Raw genomic sequence first — 25,235 nt, 5'->3', positions numbered from 1 at the left:
TCGTCAGATGTGTACCGCGCAGGCTAGCTCGGCGATGTGACATCCCGCTTACGTGCTCGGTCCGGAGTGGACGTGCGCGGCCAGCAGGTCGGCCGGGTCGGCGTCGCGGTATCCCTGGCTGACCTCGATGATCACGCCGTCGGGGTCGGTGAGCCAGACGCTGTGCCAGCCCGCGATGAAACTGTCGAATTTCAGCGGTCCCAGCGAGACCGGGATGGCGTCGCCCACCCGTTCCAGGAAGGCGTCCAGATCGTCGGTCTGGAACGCCAGGTGCCGGGCGATCCCGTGGTACGCCGGGCCGTCCGCGCTCACCGCGAACGGGGTGGCGTCGGTGGTCGCGAACAGTTCCAGGTAGACGTCGCCCTGGCGGAGGAAGATGATCTCCGCCCCGCCGTCCAGGGTCACCACTCTGGCCCGCTCGAAACCAAACCAGCGCGCGTAAAACTCCTCCGTGACTTTCTGGTCGGCGCAGTTGAGTGCGACGTGCGACCAGCGCAGCGCGGGCGCGGCGGGGGCGGTCACGAGCGGCGCCGTTCGATCAGCCGGTCGATGATCTGCCGGGCGAACAGGTGCGCATGCATGCCGGTGCGCCCGGTCACCAGGTCATCGCCGTCCTCGACCACGTCGGCGTCGACGTACTCGGCGCCCATGTTGCGGACGTCGCCGACCAGGTTGTTGTGGCAGACCACCTTGCGGCCGCGGATCGTCTCCGGGATCGGCGCCAGCAGCCAGAAGCCGTGGCAGATGATCCCCTTGAGGATGCCCGGCTCGGCGAACGCCCGGCGCACCAGGTCGACGGCCGGGGCCAGCTTGCTCACGTCCTCGGTGTAGCGCAGCCGGTCGGACACCATGCCCGAGGGCACGATGATCGCGTCGTACGAGCGCAGCGTCTCGTCGTCGACCCCCTCGACGCTTTCGTGGGCGGTGAACGGCGCCCGCCACTCGTGGCCGCTGAAGGTGATCTGGTCCTGGCCCCACAGCCGGGTCAGGAAGTGCACCTCCGCGCCCTCCTCGGCGAAGCGGCGCTGGTAGTAGTGGATCTCCGGCTCGAAGAAGTCGCTCTCCACCAGCACGGCGACCTTCGCACCGGACAGCGGACCCGGGCGCAGCACGACGTCAGGCATGACGGCTCTCCTTGATCAGATCGGCGGCCCGTTCGGCGATGGCGACGATGGCCGTGTGGCAGTTGCCGGACGGCACGGCCGGCATCACACTCGCGTCCACCACGCGGACGCCCTCCACGCCGCGTACCTTCAGCGACGGGTCCACGACCGCGAGGTCGTCGACGCCGATCCGGCAGGACCCGGCCTGGTGGTGGTAGCAGTCCGCGCGGTTGCGCACGAACTCCTCGATCTCCTTGTCGGTCCGCACGTCCGCGCCGGGCAGCAGCTCGCCCTTGAGCAGACCCTTGAACGCGGGTGCGGCGAAGATGTCCCGGGACATCTTGACGGCCTGCACCATGCGCTCCAGATCGGAGCGGTCGCCGAGGTAGTTCGGGTCGATCAGCGGCTTGGCGAACGGGTCGGCCGAGGCCAGCCGCACGCTGCCGCGCGAGTTCGGGCGCACCACGCCGGGCAGGATCGACACCGCGTTCGGGTGGTTCTGCCCGACGATGATGTCGAACGGCACGTGCACGAACGCCAGCTGCAGGTCCGGTGCGGGCAGCCCCGGCTGCGAGCGGGTGAACAGCGCCGACTCGGAGAGGTTCTGCCGCCCCGGCTGGACCGGGTCGACGGTCTCCGCGATCAGCCCGGTCAGCACGTGGTTGTGGAAGTTCTCCCCCACGCCCGGCAGGTCGGCGACGACGTCGATGCCGTGCTGACCCAGCAGGCCCGCGGCGCCGACACCGGAGAGCTGCAGCAGCTTCGGCGACTCGATGGCGCCGAGGCAGACCAGCACCTCGCGCGCTGCGCGTACCTCGCGGTCGCCCGGCTCGGCCAGCTTGACGCCGGGCAGCGTACGGCCCTCGCCCGAGGCGGTGGTCGGCTCCTGCTGGCGGTAGGCCACGCCGGTGCACCGGCCGCCCTCGAACAGCAGCTTCGCGGCGGTCGCGTCGGTGCGCAGCGTCAGGTTCGGCCGGGACAGCGCCGGCTCCAGAAAGTCGGCCAGGGCGCCGTGGCGCTTGCCGTCCTTGACGTCGATGTGGTGCCAGCCCGTGCCGATCATCTCGGGGCCGTTGAAGTCGTCGACCTCGGGGTGGCCGAGGTCCTTGCAGGCGTCGATGAAGACCCGCGACAGCGGGTTGGCGTCCGGGCCGCCCGCGTTGGTCACCGTCTGCTGCTGTTCCAGCTTGCGGAAGTACGGCTCCAGATCCGCGTACGACCAGCCGGCCGCGCCCTGGTAGGCCCAGTTGTCGAAGTCCGAGGAGTGCCCGCGGATGTGCATCATGATGTACAGGTTGCTGCTGCCGCCGGGCAGCTTGCCGCGCGGCTCGTACACCTGCCGCCCACCCAGACCCGGCTGCGGGACGGTGGTGTAGCCCCAGTCCACGCCGCTGCCGAGCAGGGTGTACCACAGCGGCGCGTTGTCCACGTTGGCCGGCACGAAGCTGCCGCCGGCCTCCAGTACCAGGACGCTGACGTCCGGGTCCTCGGTCAGCCGGTTCGCCAGCACCGATCCCGCGGTGCCGCCGCCGACGATGACGTAGTCGTACGTCTCGGTGGTGGTCACTTGTCCCCCCCGAGGGCGGCGCGGAAGGGCACCGTGTCGTGGAAGTTGGCCATGTATGTGATGCGCCCGTCGGTCACCCGGAAGTAGTTCGCCACGTTCGCCTCGATGCGGCCGCCTGAACTCGTGACGGCGGAGATGTGCGAGACCACGGCGGCCTCATTCCCGTCGACGACGATGTGTTGCGGTCGGTTCGCGAAGCTGGCGTACATGTCCGGGAAGCCCTTCATCATGCTGCGAAGGGTCTCCCGGCCTTCGATGTGACCGGCGAGCTGCTCGTCCATGACCTGCTCGGCGGCGAACAGGTCGCACCACGCGTCCCACTCGCCGGCGTTGGCCAGCCGGTAGTAACTGTCCACAACTTCCCTGGTGTCCATCGGTGCCCTTCCGCGTCTATGTAGCCGGTCGGTCAGGCGGCGACGCGCGCGGCGTCGGCGGCCAGCTGCGACCAGAACTGGTTGAATTGCGTGGTGCCGTCGCCGTAGATCGCGCCGCGACCCTCGATGACCTTGTTGTCGCGCCAGCGCAGGACGTGCACGACGTCGATCTCCAGCCGGTCGTACGGCGAGGTGCTGCCGTCCGCCGCGTTGGTGCGGGTGCCGACGTTGTGCGAGATGTCCGCGGACCAGCCGTCGGCCAGCAGGATCGCCGAACGCGTCATCACGAAGCTGCCGCCGGAGAGCTTGCCGACCTGCGACATGAAGTCGAAGAACCCGTCGAGCCCCTCCCACCAGCCGGCCAGCTGGTGGTTGCCGGGCACGAGCCAGCGCATGTCCTCGGCCCAGTACTGCTCGATCTGCTTGCGGTCGCCGGTGGCGAGGGCCTCGTACGCGGCCTCGACCAGCTCAGTCGTGGGTGACATCAGGCCCCCACGAGCAGACGGTCGGCAACGCTCTTGAGCTGGAAGCGCGACCACATGTAACGGTCCACCCCGTGCTGGTCGGCGGTGTGCACCTGGACCGCGCGGATCCGGCCGTTCTCGATCTCGTATGTGGTGCAGGTCGGGAAGAGGTACTCGACGCCCTCGGAGAGGCCGTGCCCGTGGTGCTTCTCCACGACGGTGCCGTTGTCGAGCTCGCCGAAGTGGACGTCGTCAACGTTGATGCCGGCCTGGAACAGGTCGGAGAAGAACGCGATGACCTCGTCGGCGCCCTTCATCGTGCCGGACAGCGGGTGATGGCCGGGCATGGCCCAGGTGATCTCCGGGTGGAACACCTCGGTCTTGATGGTGTCCATGTCGCCCTTGCCGAAGAGGTCGTACATCCTCAATACGAGATCGGTGTTAGACATAGTGGTTCCTTTCCTTACTGGGGATACCGCCGCGGACGCGGCGGGGTCACAGCGACGCCGAGCCCGGCATGGGCTGGAGAGCGTCGACGATGTAGGTCTTGATCTGGGGGGTGCCCTCGGGGCCGGGCACGACCTCCCACGTCTGGTACGCGTCGAACCCGAGCCACAGGCTCTTGGCGGCCGGCGGGTTCCAGATCTTGGCCTGCCAGTTCACGACGACCTTGACCGCGGCCCGGTCCGCGACGAGCTCGGAGAACTCGACCGAGGTGACGGTGTGCACCTCGTCGAAGAACCGGTTGGTGACCGCCTTGTACCACTCGGCGAAGCCCTCGTGGCCGCGGGAGGTGCCCTCCGGGAACCGCATCTCCAGGCCGTCGTCGACCAGGTAGGTGAGCGCCTGGGCGAGCTCGACGTGCTGGTCCAGGGCCCGGTACCAGTCGGCCACCATGGACCGGATCGCCGCTTCGGTGAATGCCATGGGAATGTCTCCTCAGTCGCGTACGGTGTCGTCGGTGAGCAGGTCGATCAGGAACGGCCGCCGCGCGGTGAGCAGCCGGTCCACCGCCTCGGCCACCTGGTCGGGCTTGTCGACCCGCATCCCCTCGGCGCCGAACGAGTGCGCCAGCCCGACGAAGTCGACCTCCGGATGCGACAGATCGAAGGACGTCGGGTACGGGTGGGCCGAGATGTGCCGCTCGTTCCAGTACTGCGCGATGTTCTTGTTGAGCAGCTCGTACCGGTGGTTGTTGCAGACCACGAACGTGGCGGGCACGTCGTGCCGCACCGCGGTCCACAACGCCTGGTACGTGTAGAGGCTGCCGCCGTCGCCGCTGAAGCTGACCACGGTCTTGTCCGGGTGCGCGATCTTCATGCCGACCGCGCCCGGGATGCCGACACCCAGCGAGCCGCCCCGGGTCAGGAAGTAGTGCCCCGGCAGGCTCGGCTGGAGGTGCTTGACCACGTAGTCGGAGGCGGTCAGCGCCTCGTCGAAGACCATCAGGTCCTTCGGGGCCCGCCGGGCCAGCTCGGCCAGGAACGCGTCGATCAGCGTGTCCTTGCCCGGCTGGGCCGCGGCCTTCTCCGCGCGCCGGGCCTCGATCCGGGCCGCCGCGGCCGCGTTCTGGTTCGGCGTGCGCAGCCGGTCCAGCGTGGTGGCGATCGCGTCCAGGGTCGGCTTCGGGTCGGCGACCAGGCCCAGGGTGACCGGGTGGTTCTTGGCGATCTCGTACGCGTCGAGGTCGACGTGCACGATCGCGGCGTCGCGGCGGAACGGGGTCTCCAGGTCCGGGAAGACCTCGGGGAACACGTACGTGCCGACGATCAGCACCGCGTCGGCGTCGGCCACCGCGGCGCGGCTGACCGGGCCGAACATGTGCCCGATCGCGCCCCGGGTCAGCGGGTGCGCGGCGGGCAGGTGGGCCTCGGACGAGTCCACGAACCACACGTCGGCGCCGAGCTTCTCGGCCACCCGGGCCAGCTCCGGCTCCGCACCGGCGACGGAGACGCCGTCGCCGACCAGGATGACCGGCCGCTGCGCGGGAGCCAGCAGCGCCGCGGCGCGGGCCACCAGATCCGGGGCGGGCAGCGTCCGGGTGTCCGGGATGACCGTGGGCAGGACGGGCTCGTCGTTGAGCGCGTCCAGCACGTCCATCGGCAGGGCCACGAAGACCGGGCCGCGCGGCGGCGTCATGGCGATCTTGATGGCCCGGCGCAGCACCCGCAGCAGCGAGCGGTGGTCGACCACCCGGGTCGCCCACTTGGTCACCGGCTTGGCCATGGCGACCAGGTCGGCGGCCATCTGCGCGTCCATCGAGTCGTACGCGATGCCCGACTCGCCGGCCACCACGACCAGCGGCGCGTGGCCCCGCTTGGACTGGTACATCATGCCGATGCCGTTGCCCAGCCCCACGCCGCTGTGCAGCTGGAGCACGGCGGGGCCACCGGTGGCACGGGCATAACCGTCGGCGATGCCCGCCGCGACCGTCTCCTGCAGGGTCAGGATGTAATGAAAGTCGGGGAATTGTTCCAAGGCGTCGAGGAACCCCTGCTCGACCGTCCCCGGATTTCCGAACATGTGCGTGATGCCGTCAGCGAGGAACTGCTCGATCATCGCTTCTTTACCGGGCCTGGCCACAATGCACCCCTTTCCTTACCAGCCGTAGCGGCGGAGTCCGTCTTCCAGCACGGCGATCATCTTTTCGCCGGTACGGAAAGAGTCGGGCGTGGAACGTCCGGTGACGAACGGGTAGTCCACGACGACCGAGATCTCGTGGCCGAAATTGCCGTGGTATTCACCGTCGGGACCGGTCGCGTCACGCAGGATGTACTCCAGCGGGTACGGCGGCGGGCCCATGTTGAAGTCGGTGTTGAGGAAGCCCGTGCCGTCCTTGTAGTCGTATTCCTTGCAGTGCCCGGTGACGTGCTTGCCGGCGATGATGCTCTCCCGGTGCTCCCAGTCACGGGCGAACGCGAGGCAGGCGACGCCGTAGCACTCCGCGCCGATCACCTTGCCGCTGCGCAGGAACGCGAGGATCAGGTCGTGCACCCGGCCGTTGTTGGCCAGGTCCACGATCGGGCCGCTGCCGCCGACGATGAGGATCGCGTCGTACTCGGCGATCTGCTCGTCCAGCTTGTCGCCGACCTGCCGGTTGTACGCCTCCAGCTTGCGGAGGTAGTCGTCCTCGCTGGTGTACGGCCGGGTGGGGTACCAGTCGGCGAGGCTGATCGGGTTGTCCAGCCGGGGCGACTCCTCGATCTCGCGGACGAGCTTTGCCACCTCGGCGGAGACCACGCTGCGGCCCAGCGGCGGATCGATGAAGTCCGGGTCGAGGCTGGGCGGCAGAGCATGCGCCCGGCGCCCGTTCGGGGTCGCGAAGACGACGTCGTAGCCCCGCTCGTCGAATTGACTCAGCGGGCCGATGAGTTCTTCTCCCCAATACCCGTATTCACTGAGTACGATGAGGACTTTCTTGGTCACGGCGACTCCTTGGTCGACAAGGATCAGTGACGGCAAACTCGTCAGAGTCACCGTCCAGCGCTTTGGATAGCGAAATCCTGCGGCGTGGCCTGGGGAGGAGTCAACGCGAACAATGGGCGGACGCCGTACGCTGCCGGATTCGAGTCCAATCTTCGTCAAGTCAGCAGCGATGCTTGCCAGGTCGGTCGGTACGGGCCGCGCCACGACACCGCGGATCCGCCCACCTCGCACACTTCGTCAAGTCGTTGCCGGCACTTCGTCGGGTATACGCCACGAGGCGACCCCTTTTCGGGTCTCCGCAACCGCCGTCCTGATGCGACAATGGTCGGCATGGCCGATCCTGACACCAATCTCACCGAGCCGCGTCGGCCGGTTTCCAGCTTCGAACTCTTCTTCGACCTAGTCTTCGTCTTCTCGCTGACCCGGGTCACCGACATGATCCTGGGGAACCCGCATCCCGATGGCGTGCTGCGCGGCATGCTCGTGCTGGCCCTGCTGTGGTGGGCCTGGGGCGCGTACGCATGGCTGACCAACGCGGTCGACACCGACAGCGCGGCCGCCCGTGGGGTGGTCCTGGCCGCGATGGGTGCGATGCTCGTGGTCGCGGTCGCGGTGCCACAGGCCTCAGACAAGAACGCGCTGCCCTTCGCGCTCGCGTACTTCGTTGTGCGCGTGCTGCACCTGGTGTTGTTCGCCGTCGCCGGCGGCGCCAACCGCGCGGCCATCCTGCGCCTTGCACCGGGCAACCTCGCCGCGTCGGTTCTGCTGATCATCGGCGTGTACACGCCGGATTCGATCCAGGTCGTGCTGTGGTGCTTCGCCGTGCTGATCGACTACGGCACCCCGATCATCACCGGCGTCGGCGGCTTCACGGTCCATGCAGGGCACTTCTTCGAGCGGCACAGCCTGTTCATGATCATCGCTCTGGGCGAGTCGGTGGTCGCCGTCGGCGCCGGCGTGCTGCTCACCCAAGCACACATCACGCCGCTGCTGGCAGCCACGATCCTGCTGGCCGTGGCCGCGATCGGCGGACTGTGGTGGGCGTACTTCGACTGGGAGGCCGCACTCAGCGAACGCCAGCTGGCCCGCGCGATCGGCGCCGAGCGCGCCCACCTGGCCCGCGACATGTTCAGCTACCTGCACCTGCCGCTGGTCGCCGGCGTGGTCTTCATCGCCGTCGGCCTGGAAAGCGTAGTGAGCCATCCCACGGCGCACATGCACGGCGTCCACGCCATCGGCCTCGGCGGCGGCGCCGCGCTGTTCATGTCCGGCCTGAGCGCGATCAGCGGACGACGCGGCCACCGGCCCCGCCTCGATCACCTCGTGGCCGGGCTGCTATGCGTCCTCCTGATCCCGGTGTCGCTGTTCGTGCCGGGTGTCGTGGCGCTCGTGCTGCTGGTCGCGGTGCTGCTCGTGATCGCCTACATCGACCGCCACCACGGCCGCACCGGCTACGAACCGCGGGCACGCACCTCGCAGCAGACAGTGGTAGCCGACGCCTGACCGGCCGCGTCGCGCAGAAGTGCCGGTCAGCCGGCCTTGACCCGCACGTTCGTGGTGATGAACTGGGCCGTACCGGGCTTGACGGCCACCGGGTCCGGCACCGGGCCGGTCGGGGTCGGCTGCTGCGCGGGCGTCTGCACGTTGAACCGCACCGTGAACGTCGCGCCCTTGACCAGGATCTTCTTGCCGTTCTCTGTCTGCATGGTCTTGTTGGTCGGCAGCAGCGTGATCTCGAGCGTGCCCGTGCCGGGGGTGACGAACGGCGGTGCCGTGTAGGTCAGCGGCCCCTTGATCGCGGCGGGCAGCTCGTCGCCTTCCAGGCAGACCGGATTGGTGCCGACCATGACGTTCTTACTGGTCCCGATGAGCGGGATCGGCGCCGCGAGCTGCGGCACGATCGTCGGCGGCGGGATCGTCACCTGGATCTGGTCGCCCGTGGCGATGATGAAATCGGCCGGCATCTCCGCCCCCTTCGGTTGGCGGTTTGACGGTACCGGGTCCCGGCCACGCGGTCAGCTCATCCAGCGCCCCGCCACCAGGTCTCGGATCTTGGTGCCTGGGGCCAGGAGCGGACCACAGGTCACCAGGTTCTTGACGAAGCCATGTCCCGCAGCAGGGCCGGGGTCAGAAGTGATCGCCGCGGGCGGCCATGTCCCGCAGGAGGGCCGGCGGGCGGAACCGCTCGCCATACGTGTCGGCGAGGTGATCGGCGCGCTCGACGAACGCGGCGACCCCGCACGAGTTGATGAACTGCAGCGTGCCACCCGTCCACGGGGCGAAGCCGATGCCCATGATCGACCCGAGGTTGGCGTCGGCGACTGAGGTGAGCACCCCCTCCTCGAAGATCCGGGCGGTCTCGACGGCCTGGATGTACAGCAGCCGGTCCCGCACATCGTCCTCGGAGACGCCCGGGTCCCGGGTGCTCCACCGCTCCGCCAGGCCCGGCCACAACCGCTTGCGCCCACCGGACGGGTAGTCGTAGAAGCCGGCGCCCGCCGCCTTCCCGGTCCGCCCGTACTCCGAGACCATCGTTTCGAGCACCGCGTACGCCGGGTGCTCGGGTGGCGCGGCGGAGCCCGGCTGGGCCGCGAGGTCGGCGAGGGCCTGCCGGCGGATCCGCAGCGCCAGCGTGAGGGTGACCTCGTCGCAGACCGCCAGCGGGCCGACCGCCATGCCGGACCTGCGCGCCACGTTCTCCACCAGCGCGGGATGCACCCCCTCGGCCAGCAGCGCGATGCCCTCGGTGAGGTAGGTGCCGAACGTCCGGGAGGTGTAGAAGCCGCGGCTGTCGTTGACGACGATCGGCGTCTTGCCGATCTTCCGGACGAAGTCGAACGCGCGGGCCAGCGTCTCCGCCGACGTCTTCTCGCCGCGGATGATCTCCACGAGGGGCATCCGGTGCACCGGAGAGAAGAAATGCAGGCCGATGAAGCGCGCCGGATCGGGTACGGACTCGGCGAGCCCGGTGATGGGCAGTGTCGAGGTGTTGGAGGCGATCACCGCGTCCGGCCGGGCGGCGGCCTCGGCGGCGGCCAGCACCGTGTTCTTCAGGCGGCGGTCCTCGAAGACCGCCTCGATGATCAGATCGCAGCCGATCAGGTCGGTGTCCGAGGCGGTCGCGGTGATCCGGGCCAGGGTCTCGTCGCGCCGCTGCGACGTCATCCGGCCCGCGCCGACCCGACCGTCCAGCAACGCCGCGATCTTCGCCCTGCCCGCCTCGGCCGCCTCCACGTCGACGTCCTTGAGGACGACCTCGATGCCGGCGGTGGCGCTGGCGTACCCGATGCCCGCGCCCATCATGCCCGCGCCGAGGACGCCGACGCGCACCACGGTGGTGCGGGGCATCCCGGCGGGGCGGGAGCCGCCCGCCTCCAATGCGTTGCGCTGGAACCAGAACGTCGTGATCATGTTCTTCGCTACCTGGCCGGTGACCAGCTCGACCAGGTAGCGGCTCTCCACCGCGAGCGCGGTGTCGACGTCCACCATCGCGCCCTCGACCGCCGCGGCGAGGATCTTCTCCGGCGCCGGGTAGCAGCCGTGCGTCTTCTTGCGCAGCACCGCCGGGGCCGCGGCCAGCAGCGGGTAGCTGTCCGGGTCGAGCGGCCGCAGGTCCGGTACCCGATGCCCCGCACCGTCCCACGGCTGGACGGCGGCCGGGTTGGCCAGCACCCACGCCCGCGCCTTGGCCACAAGGTCGGCGCGGTCGGCGGCGAGGTCGTGGATCCAGCCGACCGCGAGGGCCTCGGCGGGGCGCAGGCGCTTGCCCTCCGAGAGCAGCGGCAGCGCGGCCTGCACGCCGAGCAGCCGCACGCTGCGGGTGACCCCACCCGCGCCGGGCAGCAGACCCAGGGTGGCCTCGGGCAGGCCGAGACGGATCGTGTCGTCGTCGAGACAGATGCGGTGGTGGCAGGCGAGGGCGAGTTCGAACCCGCCACCGAGTGCGTGGCCGTTGATGGCCGCGACGACCGGCCGCCCGAGCCGCTCCAGGCGCCGGAACTGGTCCTTGACCGCGGTCAGCGCGGCGGCGAACTCAGCCACGTTGTCCGCGGTCACCGCGATCAGCTCGGTCAGGTCCGCCCCGGCGAAGAAGGACTTCTTGCCGGAGGTGAGGACGACGCCGGTGACGGACTCGCGTTCGGCCTCCAGCCGGGTCACCGTCGCCGCCATCGCGGCGCGGTAGTCGGCGTTCATCACGTTCGCGGGCCCGGGCAGGTCGATCGTGAGGGTGACGATGCCGTCGCCGTCGCGTTCGAAGCGGATGCTCATCAGTAGTACTCCCTCAGATCCGCTCGATGATGGTCGCGACGCCCATGCCACCGCCGACGCAGATGGTGGCCAGGCCACGGCGCAGGTCCCGGCGTTCCAACTCGTCGAGGAGGGTGCCGAGGATCATGCAGCCGGTGGCGCCGAGCGGATGGCCCAGCGCGATGGCGCCGCCGTTCACGTTGACCTTCTCGTCGGGCAGGTCGAGGTCGCGCTGGAACTTGAGGACCACCGCGGCGAACGCCTCGTTGATCTCGTACAGATCGATGTCTGCGGTGGTGAGCCCGGCCCGGTCCAGTGCCTTGCGGGTCGCGGGCACGGGGCCGGTGAGCATGATGGTCGGTTCGGTGCCGACGGCCGCGGTGGCGATGATCCGGGCGCGTGGGACCAGGCCGAGGGCCTGGCCGGCGCGTGCGTTGCCGATCAGCATCGCCGACGCGCCGTCGACGATCTGCGACGAGTTGCCCGCGGTGTGCACGTGGTCGATCCGCTCGACCTCGGGATAGCGGTCGATCGCGATCGCGTCGTAGCCCAGGCTGCCGGGGGCGGCGAAGCTGGGCTTCAACCCGGCGAGGGTCGCCACGGTGGTGCCCGGCCGGATCGTCTCGTCCTCGGCCAGCACGAGCAGACCGTTCTGGTCGGTGACCGGCACGATCGAGCGGGTGAAATAGCCCTTCTCGCGCGCCTCGGTCGCGCGCGCGTGCGAGCGCACCGCGACCGCGTCGACATCGGTACGGCTCAAGCCCGCCAGCGTGGCGATCAGGTCGGCGCTCACCCCCTGCGGCACGAAGTGGGTCGCGAAGCTGGTCTGCGGGTCGGTGATCCACGCCCCGCCGTCCGAGCCCATCGGCACCCGGGACATGGACTCCACCCCACCGGCGACCACGAGATCCTCGAAGCCGGAGGCGACCTTGGCCGCGGCCGTGTTCACCGCCTCCAGCCCGGAGGCGCAGAACCGGTTGAGCTGCACGCCCGCCGGGCGGATGTCCCAGTCGGCGACCAGCACCGCCGTCCGGGCGATGTCCGCGCCCTGCTCCCCGACCGGGGAGACGACCCCGAGGACCACGTCGTCCACCGCGGAGGTGTCCAGGTCGTTGCGCTCGGCCAGGGCGCGCAGCATCCCGGCGGCGAGCGTCACCGGCTTGACGCCGTGCAGCGCGCCCCGCTTGCCCCTGCCGCGTGGGGTGCGCACCGCGTCGAAGATCAGTGCCTCGGTCATGCAAGCACGCTAGGGCCGTCGGCCCGCCCGCTCCCATGACCGGGATGCTCAGCCTGGTTGACCCGGCTGATAGGCGCGCGGCGTCGACCCCGTCCAGCGTTTGAACGCCCGGTGGAACGCGCTCGGCTCGGAGAAGCCGAGTTGCGCCGAGAGGTGCTCGATGGAGATCCGCCCGCCCGCCAGCGCGGCCACCGCCACGTCCCGGCGCAGCTGGTCGCGTACCTGTTGAAACGAGGTGCCCTCGGCGGCGAGCTGTCTGCGCAGCGTCTGCGGGCTGACCGACAGGCGGGCGGCCACCTCGTCCAGGCTCGGCAACCGGTCCGGCAGCGCCCGGCTGAGCAGGCGGCGTACCCGGGCGGCCGCCGTGCTGCCGTAGTCGATGCGGGCCAGCACGTCGGCCGGGGCGCGGCGCAGGAAGGTCCGCAACCCGGCCTCGTCCTGCAGCACCGGCTGATCCAGCAGCGCGGCGTCGAAGACCGCGGCGGTGCCCCCGGCCTCGAACACCGCGGGGGCGCCGAACAGCAGGTCGTACTCCAGGACGTGCGGCGGGGCGGGGTACGCGAACTCGACGCGGCGCAGGTTGATCCGCCGCCGGATCAGCCACCCCGCGAAGCGGTGCCACACGACCAGGGCGGCCTCGGTCAGGAAATGGTCCGGATCGTCGAATCCCTTGTCGAGGCTCATCGCCGCGTCGTCGCCGGATTCGGTCAGGTGCATCCGCGGGCCGTGCGGGAACAGGCGGTAGAACTCGGCGCTACGGCGCAGCGCCGACCGCAGGTCCGGGCAGTGCACCACCGCGTGGCACATCATCGCGAACGTGCCGACCTTGCTGGGCTCCGGGGCGAGGCCCAGCAGCTCGTCGTCGAGCGAGTCCCAGAGCAGCTTCGTGAGCCGGGCGAACTGTTCCGTCGAGACCCGGGCCCGCTCCACCTCCAGCAGCTCAGGGGGGATCCCGGCCTGCTCCAGCAGCGCGGTGGTGTCCACTCCCCGGCGCCCGGCGCCGCGCAGTGCCACGCGTACGTGGTGGATGGCCACCGAGCGGGTCAGCATGCCCGCACCGGCCCGGTCCGGTCAGGATCTGTGAGCGGTGGGGTCATGACTTCGGATCGTACGGCCGCCCTAGCGTCGGCCTCATGATTCGCGGTGACTTCTACGACACCGGCCATGAGGCGTACCGGGCGGCGTGGCGAGGCTTCGTCGAGCGCGAGGTGCAGCCCCGGCAACCGGACTGGGAGCAGGCCGGGATCGTCGACAAGGAGATCTGGCGGCTGGCGGGCAAGCAGAACCTGCTGTGCCCGTGGGCGGACCCGGAGTTCGGCGGACTGGGCCTGGCCGACCTGCGGTACGAGCAGATCGCGATCGAGGAACTGGCCCGGGCTGGCGAGTCCGGATTCGCGGTGCCGCTGCACTCCGGCATCGTCGCCCCGTACCTGGCGGAGTTCGGGACGCCGGAGCAGAAGCAGCGCTGCCTGACCGGGGCGGTCACCGGCGAGCGGGTGCTGGCCCTGGCGATCACCGAGCCCGGCACCGGCTCCGATGTGGCCGGGATCCGGACCCGGGCGGTGGCCGACGGCGACGGGTGGGTGCTCAACGGGGCGAAGACGTTCATCTCCAGCGGGGTCCACGCGGACACGGTGATCGTGGCCGCGCGTACCGGCGAGGGCCATCAGCTCGGGTTGTTCCTCGTGCACACCGGGATGCCGGGGTTCAGCCGGGGCCGCAAGCTCGACAAGCTGGGGCTGCGTACGCAGGACACGGCCGAGCTGTTCTTCGACGAGGTCCGGCTGACCGGCGCGGACGTGCTGGGCGACCCGACCGCGGGCTTCACGATGCTGATGAGCCAGTTCGCGCTGGAACGGCTGATCGTCGCGATCGGCGGGGTCGCCGTCGCCGAAGCCGCACTGGCCGAGACGGTGCGCTACGCCCGGGAGCGGACGGCGTTCGGCCGGACGCTCACCCAGTTCCAGGACACCCGGTTCCGGCTGGCCGCGATGCGGGCCGAGATCTCCGGGGTGCAGGCGTTCGTGGACCGCTGCGTGCTGGCGTACAACGACGGGCGGCTCACGGCGGACGAGGCGGCCCAGGCCAAACTCGTGGCCACGGAGACGCAGGGCCGGGTCGTCGACGACTGCCTGCAGATGTTCGGCGGCTACGGCTACATGTGGGAGTACCCCATCTGCCGCATGTACGCCGACGCCCGCATCCAGCGGATCTACGGCGGCACCTCCGAGATCATGAAGGAGATCATCAGCCGGTCCATGGATCTGTAGGGGTCAGCAGACGCTGCTGTGCGGCTTCGGGCTGTGCAGCCCGAACGCGGGGCGGGCCCGGATGCCGAGCCACGTCCCGGCGAGCGCGCAGCAGCCCCAGATCCAGCCGCTGACATCGCCGAGGGAGATGCCGCCCCTCCGAATCCGCGAGAACGACTGTGCTCGCCATGACGGGCCGTTCGGCCGCGGGGTTCACGACCCGTCGGTCGCCGACTCTGCGGCGTCATACGCCGCCCGGGCTTTGTGTACCAGCTCGATGTGTGTCTCTGCCCAGTCCTTGATGGCGCGCTGCAACGGGAGCAGATCCCGGCCGAGCGCCGTGAGCTCGTAGTCGGTGCGGACCGGAACCGACGGGGTCACCTGACGCGTCACCAGACCGTCGCGCTCCAGCTTCCGCAGCGTCTGGGTCAGCATCTTCTGACTGACGCCAGCCACAATGCGGGACAGCTCGGCATACCGCAGCGGACCGTCGGCCAGTGCCGCGACGACCAGCGTCAGCCACTTGTCGCTCAGCGTGGCCAGCAGCTCATGGCCGGGGCAGACCGCCAGGTTCGCGTTGTAGCGCCGGCTCTCCTGCGCCCGGCGCTGCGCGGCCGTCATCGTCGCCATCCCACGTACCTCCCCGCGCGTAACGCACCTTGAGGTGCGCTCTTACCGGACCACGACGGCGACCCTAGCGTCGTGGGCATGAGAGCTGCCATCGTCCGCCGTTTCGGCGGTCCCGACGTCATCGAAATCGCCGAGTTCCCCGTGGGGGAGCCGGGCCGCGGCCAGGTCCGCATCGCCGTGGCCGCGGCGGCGGTCAACCGGATCGATCTGTCCACGCGCACCGGCCTCCTCACCGAGGCCGGGCTGCTGGCTCCCGCCGAGACGTACTCCCTCGGATGGGACGTGGCCGGTGTGATCGACGCCGTCGGCCCCGGGGTCACCGGTTTCGCCGTCGGCGACCGGGTCGTCGGTCTCCGCGACGTCCTGTCCGCCGCGGGCACCTACGCCGACTCGGTGGTGCTCGACGCCGGTGCGGTCGCGCCCGCGCCCGCCACGGTGTCGCTGGCCGAGGCCGCGACGCTGCCGATGAGTGGCCTGACCGCAGACCGGTCGCTCGCGCTCACCGGGCTACGCCGCGGTGAGACACTGCTGGTCACCGGGGCCGCCGGTGGTGTCGGTGGGACCCTGCTGCAGCTGGCGGCGCTGCGCGGCATCCGCACCGTGGCGGTCGCCGGGCCGGACGACCGCGGGATCGTCGAGTCGCTCGGTGCCACCTGGTTCGTGCCGCGCACCGACGAGCTCGCCGCCACCGTACGCGCCATCGTGCCCGGCGGGGTCGACGGCGTGGTCGACGCGGCGGTCATCGGGATCGGTGCCCACGAGGCACTGCGCGGTGGCGGCGTCTTCGTCGCGCTCGTCGCCCCGTTCGCACCGCCCGCACTGCGCGGCACCCGGGTGATCGTCCAGGAGGTGTACGCCGACGGCGGCCGCCTCGCTGAGCTGTCGGCGCTGGTCGAGGCCGGCCGCCTCACGCTGCGGGTCGCCGAGACCCTCCCGCTGTCCTCCGCCGCCCAGGCACACACCAGGATGGCCGCCGGAGGTGTCCGCGGACGCCTCGTCCTCGTGCCCTGAGACCGCGACGGGGTCGCCGGCCGGCCGTCACGACATCGGGGGACGACCAGACCCGCGACCCCGCCACTCAGATCCCGGGTGTCAGCGCCGCCCAGACGATGATGATGAGGCCGACGACGCACAGCAACAGGATGACGAGCCCGCTGGAGCCGAGCAGCACCCACATCCACCACATCGCGTTCTGCGTGCTGTTCTTCCCGCTCATCGTCAGGCCCGTTTCCTCTGGTCAACTGGGGATGGACACGGCGACGCCGGATCAGTGCTGCTGACCGTCGCCGTCGTGGACGCCCGGCGCGGCGCCCTGACCCAGGCCGCTCAGGTGCCCGTACGCCTGCGTCGCCCCGCTGGCGGCCATCTGGGTCCCCGTCGCGGCCAGCCGGACCGCACCGGCGGCCAGTCCGGTCGCACCGGCCATTGTGCCCGCGGCGTGTCTGCCCACCGACGCGGCGATGGACCCGCCGGACGAGCCGCCGGGCGTCTGCCCGCCCGGGCCGGAGAGACCGCCGCCGCGACCCCCGGCACCACCGCCCCCGGCACTTCCGGCCCCGGCACTTCCGGCCCCGGCACTTCCGGCCCCGGCACTTCCGGCCCCGGCACTTCCGGCCCCGGCACTTCCGGCCCCGGCACTTCCGCCGCCGGTCGACGCGGCACCGGACGCGGCGCGTACTCATCGAGATCTACTTCCGGGAACGCTCCATCGAGGAGGCCGCGGAGATCCTCGGAATTCCCGCGGGCACGGTCAAGTCGCGTACCTTCTACGCCCTGAAGGCCCTGCGCGAACGCCTGGTCGGACGCGGTTTCTGGACCGGCGAACCCGCCACCGCGCGCACCTGCCCCGCGACCTGAGCGCGCCCTCCGGGCCGGGTCGGGAGCAACGGGACGGCCGGGTCCGGGTTCAGGCTGCGGTCGGCTGCTCGGCCGCGCGGGCGGCGGCCAGGCGCGCCTGGCCCTGGCGGCTGGCCCGCATGGTGTAGGCGATCAGCCCGGCCAGGACCACCCACGGCAGGACTGTGGAGACGGTGAGCATCGTCGCGGTGGGCAGCACCGGGATGAGCGCCAGCCGCACCGCCGCCTCCGCCACGTACGTGACGCCCCAGACGACGGTGAGCCGCCGGTTTCCGGTCCGGAAGCCGGGAAAGCGGTCCCAGGCGTCGTTCCACTGGGCGACGCCCGCGGCGGTGCCCCCGGTGGCGAACTTCCGGCCGAAGTAGAACATCATGGGACGCGGCAACAGCAGGCTGACCAGGCAGGCGACGCCGAACAGCCCGGTGATCACGGAATCCTTGGCGAAGATCGCCGTGGTGCTGTGGAACACCAGTGCGCCGACCGCACTCAGCAACAGCATCGTCAGGATGATGAGCGCGAACTCGTCCAGGCGGCGGTGCAGCACGAAATACACGAGGAGGTCGGCCGCGGCCCACCCGGACGCGACCACCAGCGCGGTGACCTCACTGACGCCGCGCCCGGTCAGCACGTTGTACGTCACGATCGGCAGGACGATGCCGAAGACGATCGTCGGAGCCCAACCGGACAGCAGCGCACGCAGCTTCATCGTTCCCCCGGGAGTAGACAGTGCCCGGCACAGCGTACGGATGTGCTGCCATGCCGTGATCTTCCCGCTGTACACGTGTGAGCCCGCGGTGCAGCCGGGTCAGACACCCCTGGGCCGGTCTGGCGGCTTCGTCCCCTTCTGCGGCCTCATCGCCCCATCGGGCGAGCCGGCAATACAGGCGGAACCACCACGGCACCCACCACGTCCTACCTGCGTATGTCACGCTACGGAGGGGGAAGATCATGGTGCGTTACCGGTCAAAGCTGGTCTGTGCGGTGCCGTTGTGCGCCCTGGCCGTTGGTATCGGCGGCTGCGGCTCACCCGCGAGCACGGGGGAGCCCGCCGCACCGGGACTCTCCCCGGCCGGGGCCGCACCGCCCGAGGCCGCGCGGAAGGAGCAGACAGCCATGGAACCCGCACCCGACCCGAACGACACCGCGCCACGCTGCGGACAGCCGGTGCGTGCACCGGCGGCCGGACCGCTGACCCTGACCGGCCGGTTCCCCGCCACCGTCGCGGCCACCGCACCGACCGTGTCCGGCACCGTCGACGTCACCAGCCACGCACCGGTGCACGGTGTCGGTGCGCCCCGCGCGGACGTGTTCCTCGTCGTGAACGGTCGCGTCGCGACGGAGCCGATGCCACAGGACGCCGTCGGTGTCCGCTGGGATCTCGCCGCCGGGCAGAGCAAGAAGGTACCCGCCGACGGAGTGCTGGCCGCTTGCGAGCCAGGCGGCGACCGGCTGTCTCCCGGCACCTACCAGATGTACGTCCGGGTGGCGGTCACCCCGGACGACGGAGCCCCGGTCACCGCGCAGGGCGGGCCGTGGCCACTGGAACTGAGCTGACGCGAACGGGCCGGGAACCACGCGGTTCCCGGCCCGTCCGACATTCCGGTTCAGATCAGCTGGTCACGATGCTCACGCCCATGCGGGACGAGATCACCGTGTACGGCTCGGCGTACCCCGTGCCGCCACCGGACGCGATGACGTTGCCGCGGATCCACGCGTTGCCCGAGCCGTCCTTCGCGTAGAACGGGCTACCCGAGTCGCCGCCCTGAGGCAGGACGCCACCGGTGAAGGCGATGACCGGCGACTTGCAGCCGGTCGCGGTGCAGACCTGGGCGTTGATGCTGGTGGCGGTGTGACCACAGGTCTCACCGGTGGTCCGGCCGCTCTTGCAGTACGCGTTGTACCCGACGTAGGCCGTACCGGCCGCCACCACGCGCGTGCTGGTGGAGCTGACGACGCCGCCCGTGAAGATCCGGCCCGCGTAGGACGAGCCGCCGATCAGCTCCGCGTCGTAGCTCTCACCGGTGACGGTGGGCAGGTGACGGTTGGAGACCGTGCCGTAGACCCGGGCACCCGACTCGGTCAGTACGGTGGCGCCGGTGGCGAAGCAGTGCCCGGCGGTGGTCATGAACACCGTGCCGGCCCCGTTGCGCACCGCATAGCCGGAGGAACAGATACCGCCGCCACTGTAGATGCCGCCGCCGCCGTAGAACGGCGTCGAGTCGTCACGCCGGTTGAAGGAGTCACGGATCGCCGTACGGTTGACCTTGATCGTGCCGGCGGCCTCCCGCGCGGCCAGCGCCGCCCCCGACACGTTGGTCAGCGAGGCCAGCACCGCGTCCGGGGCGTTGGTATCGACGACGATCCGGCCGGTGCTGGAGTCGATGTAGCTACCGAACGAGTACTTGCCCTTGCTGGCCTTGGCGTACCGCGCGATTCGCGCCTGGATCGCGGCCAGCTCGGCGGTGGCGGCGGCCGACGCTGCCACCCTCGGCTTCGCCGCGCGGTCCGGCGACAGCGCCGCGTCCACCCGCGCCCCGGGCCGGACCGCACCCTTGCCATCGTCTGCCTGCGCCGGTACAGCGTTCAACGTCATCAAGGCTGCGGTCGCGGCGACGACCGCTCCGACAAGTGCCCTCTTCGTACTAGGCATCTGGATCCCTTCCCACGCACACCCACGGCCCGTTGCCGTGGCACCGCATTGGAAGAGACTTCGGTCACGTGAAACGTACCGACGGAGCGCGAAAGTTTTGGTAACCCCCTGTAAGGAACGCGACAGCGACTTCCATCAGCATTCCGCCACCTACCAGCGACTTTTGTGATCCGCCCACAGCCCTGGGCATCCCAGGCCGCACGCCGGTCACTATCCGTTGCCGATTTCCGTGCCTCTCAGGCCCGCGCTCCCGCATCGTCACCGGACGTACCGGATGTCGGCTTCCTCGCCCGTGACATAGATGGAGATACACCGCGCTCGTAATCTGCGGGTACGGTTTCCGGACATGACCCTCCTGCCCCATCTGCCACAGCTGCTCCACGAGGCCGCAGTCCGGCACGGCGTACCCGGCGCCGTCATTGCGGTCGGAGCCGGCGACGAGCTGGCCGAGGCGGCCACCGGTGTCCTCAACCGACGCACCGGCGTCGAGGCCACCACCGACAGCGTGTTCCAGGTCGGCTCGGTCACCAAGCTGTGGACCGCCTCGCTCGTCATGCAACTCGTCGGCGACGGTCTCGTCGACCTCGACGCACCGGTGCGCAGGTACCTGCCCGAGTTCGGTGTCATCGACGCCGCGGCCACCGAGGCGGTGACGGTGCGCCATCTGCTGTCCCACACCGGCGGCTTCGACGGTGACCTGTTCGAGGACACCGGGCGCGGCGACGACGCACTCATCCGGCTGGTGGCCTTCATCCGCGCCAACGCCACGCAGGTGCACCGGCCGGGCGAGCTGTTCTCGTACTGCAACGCCGGATACTGCGTCCTGGGCGCACTGGTGGCCGCGCTGCGGGGCGGCACGTGGGAATCCGTGGTGACCGAGCGCCTGATCGGTCCGCTCGGTGCCACCCACACGGCGCTGTTCGCCGAGGAGGCGATGCTGTTCCGGGCCGCGGTGGGTCACGTGCCCGATCCGGACGGCGGCCCGCAGCGTGTCGTCGCGCGGTGGCAGATGCCCCGCTCCAACGCTCCGGCCGGATCCACGCTGTGCGCGGCACCGCGCGAGCTGGTGCGCCTCGGCCGGATGTTCCTCGCCGACGGCGTCGCCGAGGGCGGCACCCGCGTCCTGCCCGCCGGCACGTTCGCCGCGATGCGGGCACCGCAGGTCGCGCCGCCCCGGCTCGGCGAGCGGCCGCCGATCGGGTGGGGCCTCGGCTTCATGCTGTTCGACTGGGACGGCGTGCCGGTCGTCGGTCACGACGGCAGCACGCCCGGACAGACGACCTGTTTCCGCATCGTGCCCGACCGGGGTGTGGTGGTGGCGGTCACCGTCAACGGCGACGCGGCCGGAGCGTTCCTCGACGACGTGCTGACCGCGGTGTTCGCCGAGGTGGCCGGCATCCGCGTGCCTCAGCGCCCGCGGCCACCCGCTGAACCCGTGCCGTTCGTGCCGGACGGCTACGCGGGCAGCTTCTCCGGACCGCTCGTGACGTATGAGGTCGCGGTGGCCGGCGGCGGGCTGGACATCACCCTGATCCCGAAGGGCTTCGCGGCGGAACAGGGCGAGAAGCCGACGACCGTGCGCTACGTCCCCCTGGGTGGTGACCGGTTCGTGAGCGCCGAGCCGGTCGACGGCGTCCACCCGGTGCTGGCCTTCCTCGACAATGGCCGCTACCTCTACAACACCCGGGCGGTACCCCGGGTGGCTGGATAGGCGCGCGGTAGATCTGGCCAGGGTCTTGGCCTCGGCCCCCGAGCCAAGAGACTATTCCGAACGGAGCAGGACCGGACGGGTCAGCCGCCACTGAAGCGGCAGACTGGCCACAGTGGTCAGCACGACGACGAGGGCCGCGGCCATCGAGGTGATGCCGATGCCGAGCCAGTCGATGCGGACCTGTGAGCCGGCGGCGGTCTGCAACGCGGCGCTGAGCCCGGTGCCGGCGATGACGGCCAGGCTCAGGCCGAGCAGCACCGGGATCGCGACCTGGTAGAAGACCGACCCGGTCAGCGTCGACTGGCGGGTGCCGAACGCGACCAGCACGGCCATCAGCTTGCGCCGTTCCCGTAGCTGCTCGGCCACGTTGACCAGCATGCTCGCACCGATCAGCACCAGCAGCGCCACGGCGCCCACCAGCAGGGCCTGCCGGATCGTCGCCAGGGTGGACTGGAGGGAACGGTTGTCGGTCCGCAGCACGATGGCCGTCGGGTCCCGGCGGGCGGCGGTGTTGCGGAGCCGGTCCAGCGCGTCGGGGACGGCCGGGTCCAGCCCGGCGTAGATGTCCACCACGCGGTCGTCGGGCAGGCTGCCGCGTACGGCTGCGGGCGTCGCCAGGATCATCGGCAGGCCCACCACGTCACTCTCGTCGACGGCGGGCACGGTGCGCGTGGTGGCGGGCAACGTCCACCGCGGGGACTTCCCGGCGCCCGGCGGCGCGCCGTCCCCCAACACGAGTGTGGTCCCCGGGTGGGGTGCGACCGGCAGGTGGGCAGCCACCAGGAACGTGTCCCCGTCGGCACAGGCGCCGATGCGCCCGAACCGGCGCAGCACATCGCACCCGCCGATCTGCACCCTGCTTTCGGAAAGCTGGTCCGGGCTCTCGGAAAGCTGGTCCGGGCTCTCGGAAAGCTGGTCCGGGCCCACGGCGGGCACGGCGCTCGTCACCGTCACCGGCTCCACCACGCGCACACCTGTCGTGTGCCGCAGTGCCGTGACCCAGTCGTCGCGGTGCGCGCCGTCGCGGGTGAGCACGACGATCTGGAACCGCTCCCCCCGCCCGAGATCCTCCCGCGCGTACTGGGCCTGGACGGCGGCGAACAGCCCCTGCAGCGCGATCGCGCCGGCCACCGACACGGCGATGCCGGACACCGCCCGTACCGCGGTGCCGTTGTCGAGTTGCAGGCGGCGTACCGCGAGCTGCCAGGAGATCCCGCCGGCGCCGAGCCGGCGTACCGTCGCCTCCACCAGCCAGGGCAGCAGCAAGGCCAGGCCGGTCAGCAACGCCGTGACGCCCGCGACCACCTGATAACCGGCGCTGTTCGACGTGTCGATCAGCCCGTCGTACACCGGCCACAGCAGGGCGACCCCGGTGGCCGGGAGGATGAGCCGCCACCACAGCCGGCGACGCCGGTCACCGCCGCGCCGCACGACGCCCAGCGGCTCCACCACCACCCGCCGCAGGGCGGACAGTGTCACCAGCACGGTTGCGACCGGCACCAGCACCGCGACCAGCACCACCAGTGCCGGTACGGGCCGCACGTCGGTGTCGTAGAAGGTCAGGCGCTCCGGAACCAGCCGGCCCGCCAGCCGTGCCACCGCGAGGAACACCAGCCCGCCGACCAGAAGACCCGCGATCGCACCGGCCAGGCTCTCCCCGGCGGCTATCCGGCTGGTCATCGCGGCGTCCGCACCGACCAGGCGGACCGCGGCGAGTCGCCGGTCGCGAGCCTCGCTGCCGAATCGCACGGCGGTCATCACGAAGATGGCGACCGGAAGCAGCAGCACCACCAGCCCGATCGAGCCGAGCAGCAGCAACTCGGGCGGCAGTCCCTGCTCGGCATCCGCGGCCCCGAACGTGCGCACCCTGGTGGCGGATGCGTCGTCGAGCTGACCGGCGCCGAGATAGAACGCGTATTCGGCGGGCCCGGCCAGGCCGGACGGCCCGATCCGGCCGACCACCCGGGCCCCCCACCGGTCGCGCAGCAGGGCGGCATCCGGCGATGCGAGCAGCGTGGCGAGGGCCGGCGAGACGACCATCTCGCCGGGCGCGAGCCGCCGCGTGACCCCGGGCGGCAGCGGCGCGCGGTCGCCCTCCGGCTGCAGCATCCGCCCATGGATCACATGCTCCCCGAACTGGCTGTCCGCCCGGGCGACCAGAACGGTGTCGGCGCCACGGGGCAGCTCCCGTCCGGAGTCCTCGGCGCGGGCGTTGATCCGGGCGTCGCGGGCCGCCATCACGGCCGGGATGGTGGTGGCGGTCAGCAGCATCGCCACGCCGAGGCCGACACCCAGCGCGATCATCGTGAGCTGGGCCCAGCCGGACCGGCCACCGGCCACACACATGCGCATCCCCAGCGCCAGCTCCGTGCCCCAGCCGGCGCGCCCGATCCGCGGTCGCCCCGCCCCGGCCGTCACCGGGCGAACTCCTGCGAGCGCACCCGGCCGTCACGCACCACGGCCTCGATGTCGGAGTACGCGGCGACGCGGGCCTCGTGCGTGACGAGCACGACGGCGGCGCCGGTGTCCCGGGCCGCCGCGATCAGCAACTGCATCACGCGTTCCCCGTTGATCGAGTCCAGCGCGCCGGTCGGCTCGTCGGCGAAGACGACGCGGGGCCGGGTGACCAGGGCTCGGGCCACGGCCACCCGCTGCCCCTGCCCACCGGACGCCTGCCCGGGACGCTTGTCGGCGATGTCGGCGACCTCGAGCCGGGTGAGCCATTCGGCCGCGACACGATGCGCCTGACGGCGCCGTACGCCGGTCAGCCGCAGTGGCAGCGCCACATTCTCCAGGCAGGTCAGCTCCGGCACGAGCTGCCCGAACTGGAAGACGAATCCGAATTCGCTGCGGCGCAGGGCGCTGCGCTCGGAATCCGACATCGCCGCCAGGTCGCGGCCGTCGAAGGTGACCCGGCCCGAGTCGGGGGCGAGGATCCCCGCCAGGCAGTGCAGCAGGGTGGACTTTCCCGAGCCGGATGGCCCCATCAGCGCCAGGACCTGGCCCGCGTGGACGTTGACCGACGCGGAGGTCAGCGCCCGGGTCGGGCCGAAGCTCAGGGTCAGGTCCTCACCGGTCAACAGCGGGGGGTCGGTGCGGCCGGTCATGGGTCGTCTCCTCGGGGGGATGGGGGAGCGCGAAGGGGATCGGGACGCGGAGGGGGACCGGCCCGATCAGCCGCCGTCAGGGCGGAGGTTGCCGGACCCGGTCGGCGAGCCGGTCGAGCCGTGCGGCGGTCAGCTCCAGCCAGCGCAGATCGGCCTCCAGATGGAACAGCGCGTGGTCGCAGATGAGCTGGTCGGTCAGGTCACCGGTGGACTTGCGGTGCGTCAGCTCCCGCATCAGCCGCAGGTGCTCCCGGCGCTGGACGTCGAGCAGGTCGTCGGCGTCGCGCCCGGTGAGCAGGGCGAGAACGACCTTGGTGTACAGCGTGCTCTGCAGGTAGGGCTCGGGCTTCTCCGGCCGGGCCAGCCAGCCCGCCACGTCGGTGACCCCGGACTCGGTGATCGCATACCGTTTGCGCTCCGGTCCGTCGCCTGGTTCGGACTCGACCGCCACCAGGCCGCTTTTGAGCAGCCGGGCCAGCGTCGAGTAGACCTGACCGTAGTGCAGGGCGCGGCCGTGACCGAAGCGCTCGTCGTAGGTGCGCTTCAGGTCGTAGCCGTGCCGCGGTCCGGATTCCAGGAGGCCCAGAAGGGCGAAGCCGACCGACATGCGGG

Annotated in this window: 27 protein-coding genes; 6 read left to right on the top strand and 21 right to left on the bottom strand. The window is 70.9% G+C overall.

Going from position 1 to position 25,235, the window contains the following annotated elements:
- Positions 1 to 48 precede the first annotated feature (48 nt).
- The 9 genes from ACMCNO_RS02735 to ACMCNO_RS02695 are packed head-to-tail and all read right to left on the bottom strand — an operon-like array spanning position 49 to position 6,934.
- Positions 49 to 522 (bottom strand): VOC family protein, encoded by a 474-nt coding sequence (locus ACMCNO_RS02735; protein WP_412747835.1) that lies wholly within the window; start codon positions 520 to 522, stop codon positions 49 to 51.
- Complete coding sequence (locus ACMCNO_RS02730) at positions 519 to 1,124, bottom strand: DJ-1/PfpI family protein (RefSeq protein WP_412747834.1); 606 nt, start codon at positions 1,122 to 1,124, stop codon at positions 519 to 521. Before ACMCNO_RS02730 ends, ACMCNO_RS02735 begins: the two co-directional genes overlap by 4 nt.
- Entirely contained in the window at positions 1,117 to 2,670 is a 1,554-nt protein-coding gene (locus tag ACMCNO_RS02725) for a GMC family oxidoreductase (protein ID WP_412747833.1), read from the bottom strand. The genes ACMCNO_RS02730 and ACMCNO_RS02725 overlap by 8 nt, the downstream gene beginning before the upstream one ends.
- The gene (locus tag ACMCNO_RS02720; RefSeq protein WP_412747832.1) at positions 2,667 to 3,044 is read right to left on the bottom strand and encodes a nuclear transport factor 2 family protein; all 378 of its coding nucleotides are present in this window, start codon (positions 3,042 to 3,044) and stop codon (positions 2,667 to 2,669) included. The genes ACMCNO_RS02725 and ACMCNO_RS02720 overlap by 4 nt, the downstream gene beginning before the upstream one ends.
- A gap of 32 nt (positions 3,045 to 3,076) precedes the next feature.
- Positions 3,077 to 3,529, bottom strand: a complete 453-nt coding sequence (locus ACMCNO_RS02715; protein ID WP_412747831.1) for a nuclear transport factor 2 family protein — start codon at positions 3,527 to 3,529, stop codon at positions 3,077 to 3,079.
- Positions 3,529 to 3,957 (bottom strand): nuclear transport factor 2 family protein, encoded by a 429-nt coding sequence (locus ACMCNO_RS02710; RefSeq protein ID WP_412747830.1) that lies wholly within the window; start codon positions 3,955 to 3,957, stop codon positions 3,529 to 3,531. Before ACMCNO_RS02710 ends, ACMCNO_RS02715 begins: the two co-directional genes overlap by 1 nt.
- A 46-nt stretch (positions 3,958 to 4,003) precedes the next feature.
- Positions 4,004 to 4,435 (bottom strand): hypothetical protein, encoded by a 432-nt coding sequence (locus ACMCNO_RS02705; RefSeq protein ID WP_412747829.1) that lies wholly within the window; start codon positions 4,433 to 4,435, stop codon positions 4,004 to 4,006.
- Between the two features lie 12 nt (positions 4,436 to 4,447).
- Positions 4,448 to 6,067, bottom strand: coding sequence for a thiamine pyrophosphate-binding protein (locus ACMCNO_RS02700; RefSeq protein ID WP_412747828.1), 1,620 nt, complete (start codon positions 6,065 to 6,067; stop codon positions 4,448 to 4,450).
- A gap of 39 nt (positions 6,068 to 6,106) precedes the next feature.
- Positions 6,107 to 6,934: a type 1 glutamine amidotransferase domain-containing protein gene (locus ACMCNO_RS02695; protein ID WP_412747827.1), complete on the bottom strand. Its 828-nt coding sequence runs from the start codon at positions 6,932 to 6,934 to the stop codon at positions 6,107 to 6,109.
- A gap of 330 nt (positions 6,935 to 7,264) precedes the next feature.
- Between ACMCNO_RS02695 and ACMCNO_RS02690 the strand changes: the two genes are divergently transcribed.
- The gene (locus tag ACMCNO_RS02690; RefSeq protein ID WP_412747826.1) at positions 7,265 to 8,437 is read left to right on the top strand and encodes a low temperature requirement protein A; all 1,173 of its coding nucleotides are present in this window, start codon (positions 7,265 to 7,267) and stop codon (positions 8,435 to 8,437) included.
- Between the two features lie 26 nt (positions 8,438 to 8,463).
- On the opposite strand, the gene ACMCNO_RS02685 is transcribed toward ACMCNO_RS02690, so the two are convergent.
- From ACMCNO_RS02685 to ACMCNO_RS02670, 4 genes are all read right to left on the bottom strand, one after another.
- Positions 8,464 to 8,898, bottom strand: coding sequence for a hypothetical protein (locus ACMCNO_RS02685; RefSeq protein WP_412747825.1), 435 nt, complete (start codon positions 8,896 to 8,898; stop codon positions 8,464 to 8,466).
- 163 nt (positions 8,899 to 9,061) lie between these two features.
- Positions 9,062 to 11,203, bottom strand: coding sequence for a 3-hydroxyacyl-CoA dehydrogenase NAD-binding domain-containing protein (locus ACMCNO_RS02680; RefSeq protein ID WP_412747824.1), 2,142 nt, complete (start codon positions 11,201 to 11,203; stop codon positions 9,062 to 9,064).
- A 13-nt stretch (positions 11,204 to 11,216) separates the two neighbouring features.
- On the bottom strand, positions 11,217 to 12,419 hold the full coding sequence (locus tag ACMCNO_RS02675) for an acetyl-CoA C-acetyltransferase (RefSeq protein ID WP_412747823.1): 1,203 nt from the start codon (positions 12,417 to 12,419) through the stop codon (positions 11,217 to 11,219).
- Between the two features lie 48 nt (positions 12,420 to 12,467).
- Positions 12,468 to 13,469 carry an AraC family transcriptional regulator gene (locus ACMCNO_RS02670; protein WP_412747822.1) on the bottom strand — a complete coding sequence of 334 codons (1,002 nt, stop codon included), beginning with the start codon at positions 13,467 to 13,469 and terminating at the stop codon, positions 12,468 to 12,470.
- A gap of 83 nt (positions 13,470 to 13,552) precedes the next feature.
- On the opposite strand from ACMCNO_RS02670, the gene ACMCNO_RS02665 reads away from it, so the two are divergent.
- A complete protein-coding gene (locus ACMCNO_RS02665) occupies positions 13,553 to 14,689 on the top strand; it encodes an acyl-CoA dehydrogenase family protein (RefSeq protein WP_412747821.1) in 1,137 nt (378 codons plus the stop codon).
- A 192-nt stretch (positions 14,690 to 14,881) separates the two neighbouring features.
- Here the strand turns inward: ACMCNO_RS02665 and ACMCNO_RS02660 are convergent, their stop codons facing one another.
- Complete coding sequence (locus ACMCNO_RS02660; RefSeq protein WP_412747820.1) at positions 14,882 to 15,298, bottom strand: winged helix-turn-helix transcriptional regulator; 417 nt, start codon at positions 15,296 to 15,298, stop codon at positions 14,882 to 14,884.
- Between the two features lie 78 nt (positions 15,299 to 15,376).
- Here ACMCNO_RS02660 and ACMCNO_RS02655 point away from each other — a divergent pair, with 78 nt between their 5' ends.
- Positions 15,377 to 16,309 carry an NADP-dependent oxidoreductase gene (locus ACMCNO_RS02655; protein WP_412747819.1) on the top strand — a complete coding sequence of 311 codons (933 nt, stop codon included), beginning with the start codon at positions 15,377 to 15,379 and terminating at the stop codon, positions 16,307 to 16,309.
- A 67-nt stretch (positions 16,310 to 16,376) separates the two neighbouring features.
- Here the strand turns inward: ACMCNO_RS02655 and ACMCNO_RS02650 are convergent, their stop codons facing one another.
- Positions 16,377 to 16,514: a hypothetical protein gene (locus ACMCNO_RS02650; protein WP_412747818.1), complete on the bottom strand. Its 138-nt coding sequence runs from the start codon at positions 16,512 to 16,514 to the stop codon at positions 16,377 to 16,379.
- Between the two features lie 51 nt (positions 16,515 to 16,565).
- Complete coding sequence (locus ACMCNO_RS02645; RefSeq protein ID WP_412747817.1) at positions 16,566 to 16,724, bottom strand: hypothetical protein; 159 nt, start codon at positions 16,722 to 16,724, stop codon at positions 16,566 to 16,568.
- Here ACMCNO_RS02645 and ACMCNO_RS02640 point away from each other — a divergent pair.
- A complete protein-coding gene (locus tag ACMCNO_RS02640) occupies positions 16,724 to 17,155 on the top strand; it encodes a sigma factor-like helix-turn-helix DNA-binding protein (RefSeq protein WP_412747816.1) in 432 nt (143 codons plus the stop codon). The two genes, ACMCNO_RS02645 and ACMCNO_RS02640, sit on opposite strands and share 1 nt — an antisense overlap.
- Positions 17,156 to 17,204: 49 nt before the next feature.
- On the opposite strand, the gene ACMCNO_RS02635 is transcribed toward ACMCNO_RS02640, so the two are convergent.
- Positions 17,205 to 17,861 (bottom strand): VC0807 family protein, encoded by a 657-nt coding sequence (locus ACMCNO_RS02635; RefSeq protein WP_412747815.1) that lies wholly within the window; start codon positions 17,859 to 17,861, stop codon positions 17,205 to 17,207.
- Positions 17,862 to 18,103: 242 nt separating this feature from the next.
- On the opposite strand from ACMCNO_RS02635, the gene ACMCNO_RS02630 reads away from it, so the two are divergent.
- On the top strand, positions 18,104 to 18,709 hold the full coding sequence (locus ACMCNO_RS02630; protein WP_412747814.1) for a hypothetical protein: 606 nt from the start codon (positions 18,104 to 18,106) through the stop codon (positions 18,707 to 18,709).
- A 55-nt stretch (positions 18,710 to 18,764) separates the two neighbouring features.
- Here the strand turns inward: ACMCNO_RS02630 and ACMCNO_RS02625 are convergent, their stop codons facing one another.
- On the bottom strand, positions 18,765 to 19,748 hold the full coding sequence (locus ACMCNO_RS02625) for a hypothetical protein (RefSeq protein WP_412747813.1): 984 nt from the start codon (positions 19,746 to 19,748) through the stop codon (positions 18,765 to 18,767).
- A 403-nt stretch (positions 19,749 to 20,151) separates the two neighbouring features.
- Here ACMCNO_RS02625 and ACMCNO_RS02620 point away from each other — a divergent pair, with 403 nt between their 5' ends.
- Complete coding sequence (locus tag ACMCNO_RS02620) at positions 20,152 to 21,516, top strand: serine hydrolase domain-containing protein (protein WP_412747812.1); 1,365 nt, start codon at positions 20,152 to 20,154, stop codon at positions 21,514 to 21,516.
- A gap of 51 nt (positions 21,517 to 21,567) precedes the next feature.
- Here ACMCNO_RS02620 and ACMCNO_RS02615 read toward each other — a convergent pair whose 3' ends face one another.
- The 3 genes from ACMCNO_RS02615 to ACMCNO_RS02605 form a co-directional block, all read right to left on the bottom strand.
- Entirely contained in the window at positions 21,568 to 23,934 is a 2,367-nt protein-coding gene (locus ACMCNO_RS02615) for an FtsX-like permease family protein (protein WP_412747811.1), read from the bottom strand.
- On the bottom strand, positions 23,931 to 24,623 hold the full coding sequence (locus tag ACMCNO_RS02610) for an ABC transporter ATP-binding protein (RefSeq protein ID WP_412747810.1): 693 nt from the start codon (positions 24,621 to 24,623) through the stop codon (positions 23,931 to 23,933). Before ACMCNO_RS02610 ends, ACMCNO_RS02615 begins: the two co-directional genes overlap by 4 nt.
- Before the next feature lie 76 nt (positions 24,624 to 24,699).
- On the bottom strand, positions 24,700 to 25,230 hold the full coding sequence (locus ACMCNO_RS02605) for a PadR family transcriptional regulator (RefSeq protein WP_412747809.1): 531 nt from the start codon (positions 25,228 to 25,230) through the stop codon (positions 24,700 to 24,702).
- Positions 25,231 to 25,235 lie beyond the last annotated feature (5 nt).

The sequence above is a fragment of the Krasilnikovia sp. M28-CT-15 genome, assembly GCF_047159595.1.
Lineage (GTDB): Bacteria > Actinomycetota > Actinomycetes > Mycobacteriales > Micromonosporaceae > Actinoplanes.
The sequence above is the reverse complement of the archived record's forward strand: the minus strand, read 5'-3'. Positions and strand labels throughout refer to the sequence as shown.

Coding starts and splice junctions, on each gene's coding strand:
- ACMCNO_RS02690 (WP_412747826.1), top strand. CDS start 7,265: ATGGCCGATCCTGACACCAATCTCACCGAGCCGCGTCGGCCGGTTTCC.
- ACMCNO_RS02685 (WP_412747825.1), bottom strand. CDS start 8,898: ATGCCGGCCGATTTCATCATCGCCACGGGCGACCAGATCCAGGTGACG.
- ACMCNO_RS02610 (WP_412747810.1), bottom strand. CDS start 24,623: ATGACCGGCCGCACCGACCCCCCGCTGTTGACCGGTGAGGACCTGACC.
- ACMCNO_RS02675 (WP_412747823.1), bottom strand. CDS start 12,419: ATGACCGAGGCACTGATCTTCGACGCGGTGCGCACCCCACGCGGCAGG.
- ACMCNO_RS02670 (WP_412747822.1), bottom strand. CDS start 13,469: ATGCTGACCCGCTCGGTGGCCATCCACCACGTACGCGTGGCACTGCGC.
- ACMCNO_RS02650 (WP_412747818.1), bottom strand. CDS start 16,514: ATGAGCGGGAAGAACAGCACGCAGAACGCGATGTGGTGGATGTGGGTG.
- ACMCNO_RS02710 (WP_412747830.1), bottom strand. CDS start 3,957: ATGTCTAACACCGATCTCGTATTGAGGATGTACGACCTCTTCGGCAAG.
- ACMCNO_RS02605 (WP_412747809.1), bottom strand. CDS start 25,230: ATGTCGGTCGGCTTCGCCCTTCTGGGCCTCCTGGAATCCGGACCGCGG.
- ACMCNO_RS02660 (WP_412747820.1), bottom strand. CDS start 15,298: ATGGCGACGATGACGGCCGCGCAGCGCCGGGCGCAGGAGAGCCGGCGC.
- ACMCNO_RS02720 (WP_412747832.1), bottom strand. CDS start 3,044: ATGGACACCAGGGAAGTTGTGGACAGTTACTACCGGCTGGCCAACGCC.
- ACMCNO_RS02730 (WP_412747834.1), bottom strand. CDS start 1,124: ATGCCTGACGTCGTGCTGCGCCCGGGTCCGCTGTCCGGTGCGAAGGTC.
- ACMCNO_RS02680 (WP_412747824.1), bottom strand. CDS start 11,203: ATGAGCATCCGCTTCGAACGCGACGGCGACGGCATCGTCACCCTCACG.
- ACMCNO_RS02715 (WP_412747831.1), bottom strand. CDS start 3,529: ATGTCACCCACGACTGAGCTGGTCGAGGCCGCGTACGAGGCCCTCGCC.
- ACMCNO_RS02630 (WP_412747814.1), top strand. CDS start 18,104: ATGGTGCGTTACCGGTCAAAGCTGGTCTGTGCGGTGCCGTTGTGCGCC.
- ACMCNO_RS02620 (WP_412747812.1), top strand. CDS start 20,152: ATGACCCTCCTGCCCCATCTGCCACAGCTGCTCCACGAGGCCGCAGTC.
- ACMCNO_RS02625 (WP_412747813.1), bottom strand. CDS start 19,748: ATGACGTTGAACGCTGTACCGGCGCAGGCAGACGATGGCAAGGGTGCG.
- ACMCNO_RS02645 (WP_412747817.1), bottom strand. CDS start 16,724: ATGGCCGGTGCGACCGGACTGGCCGCCGGTGCGGTCCGGCTGGCCGCG.
- ACMCNO_RS02635 (WP_412747815.1), bottom strand. CDS start 17,861: ATGAAGCTGCGTGCGCTGCTGTCCGGTTGGGCTCCGACGATCGTCTTC.
- ACMCNO_RS02655 (WP_412747819.1), top strand. CDS start 15,377: ATGAGAGCTGCCATCGTCCGCCGTTTCGGCGGTCCCGACGTCATCGAA.
- ACMCNO_RS02705 (WP_412747829.1), bottom strand. CDS start 4,435: ATGGCATTCACCGAAGCGGCGATCCGGTCCATGGTGGCCGACTGGTAC.
- ACMCNO_RS02665 (WP_412747821.1), top strand. CDS start 13,553: ATGATTCGCGGTGACTTCTACGACACCGGCCATGAGGCGTACCGGGCG.
- ACMCNO_RS02700 (WP_412747828.1), bottom strand. CDS start 6,067: ATGATCGAGCAGTTCCTCGCTGACGGCATCACGCACATGTTCGGAAAT.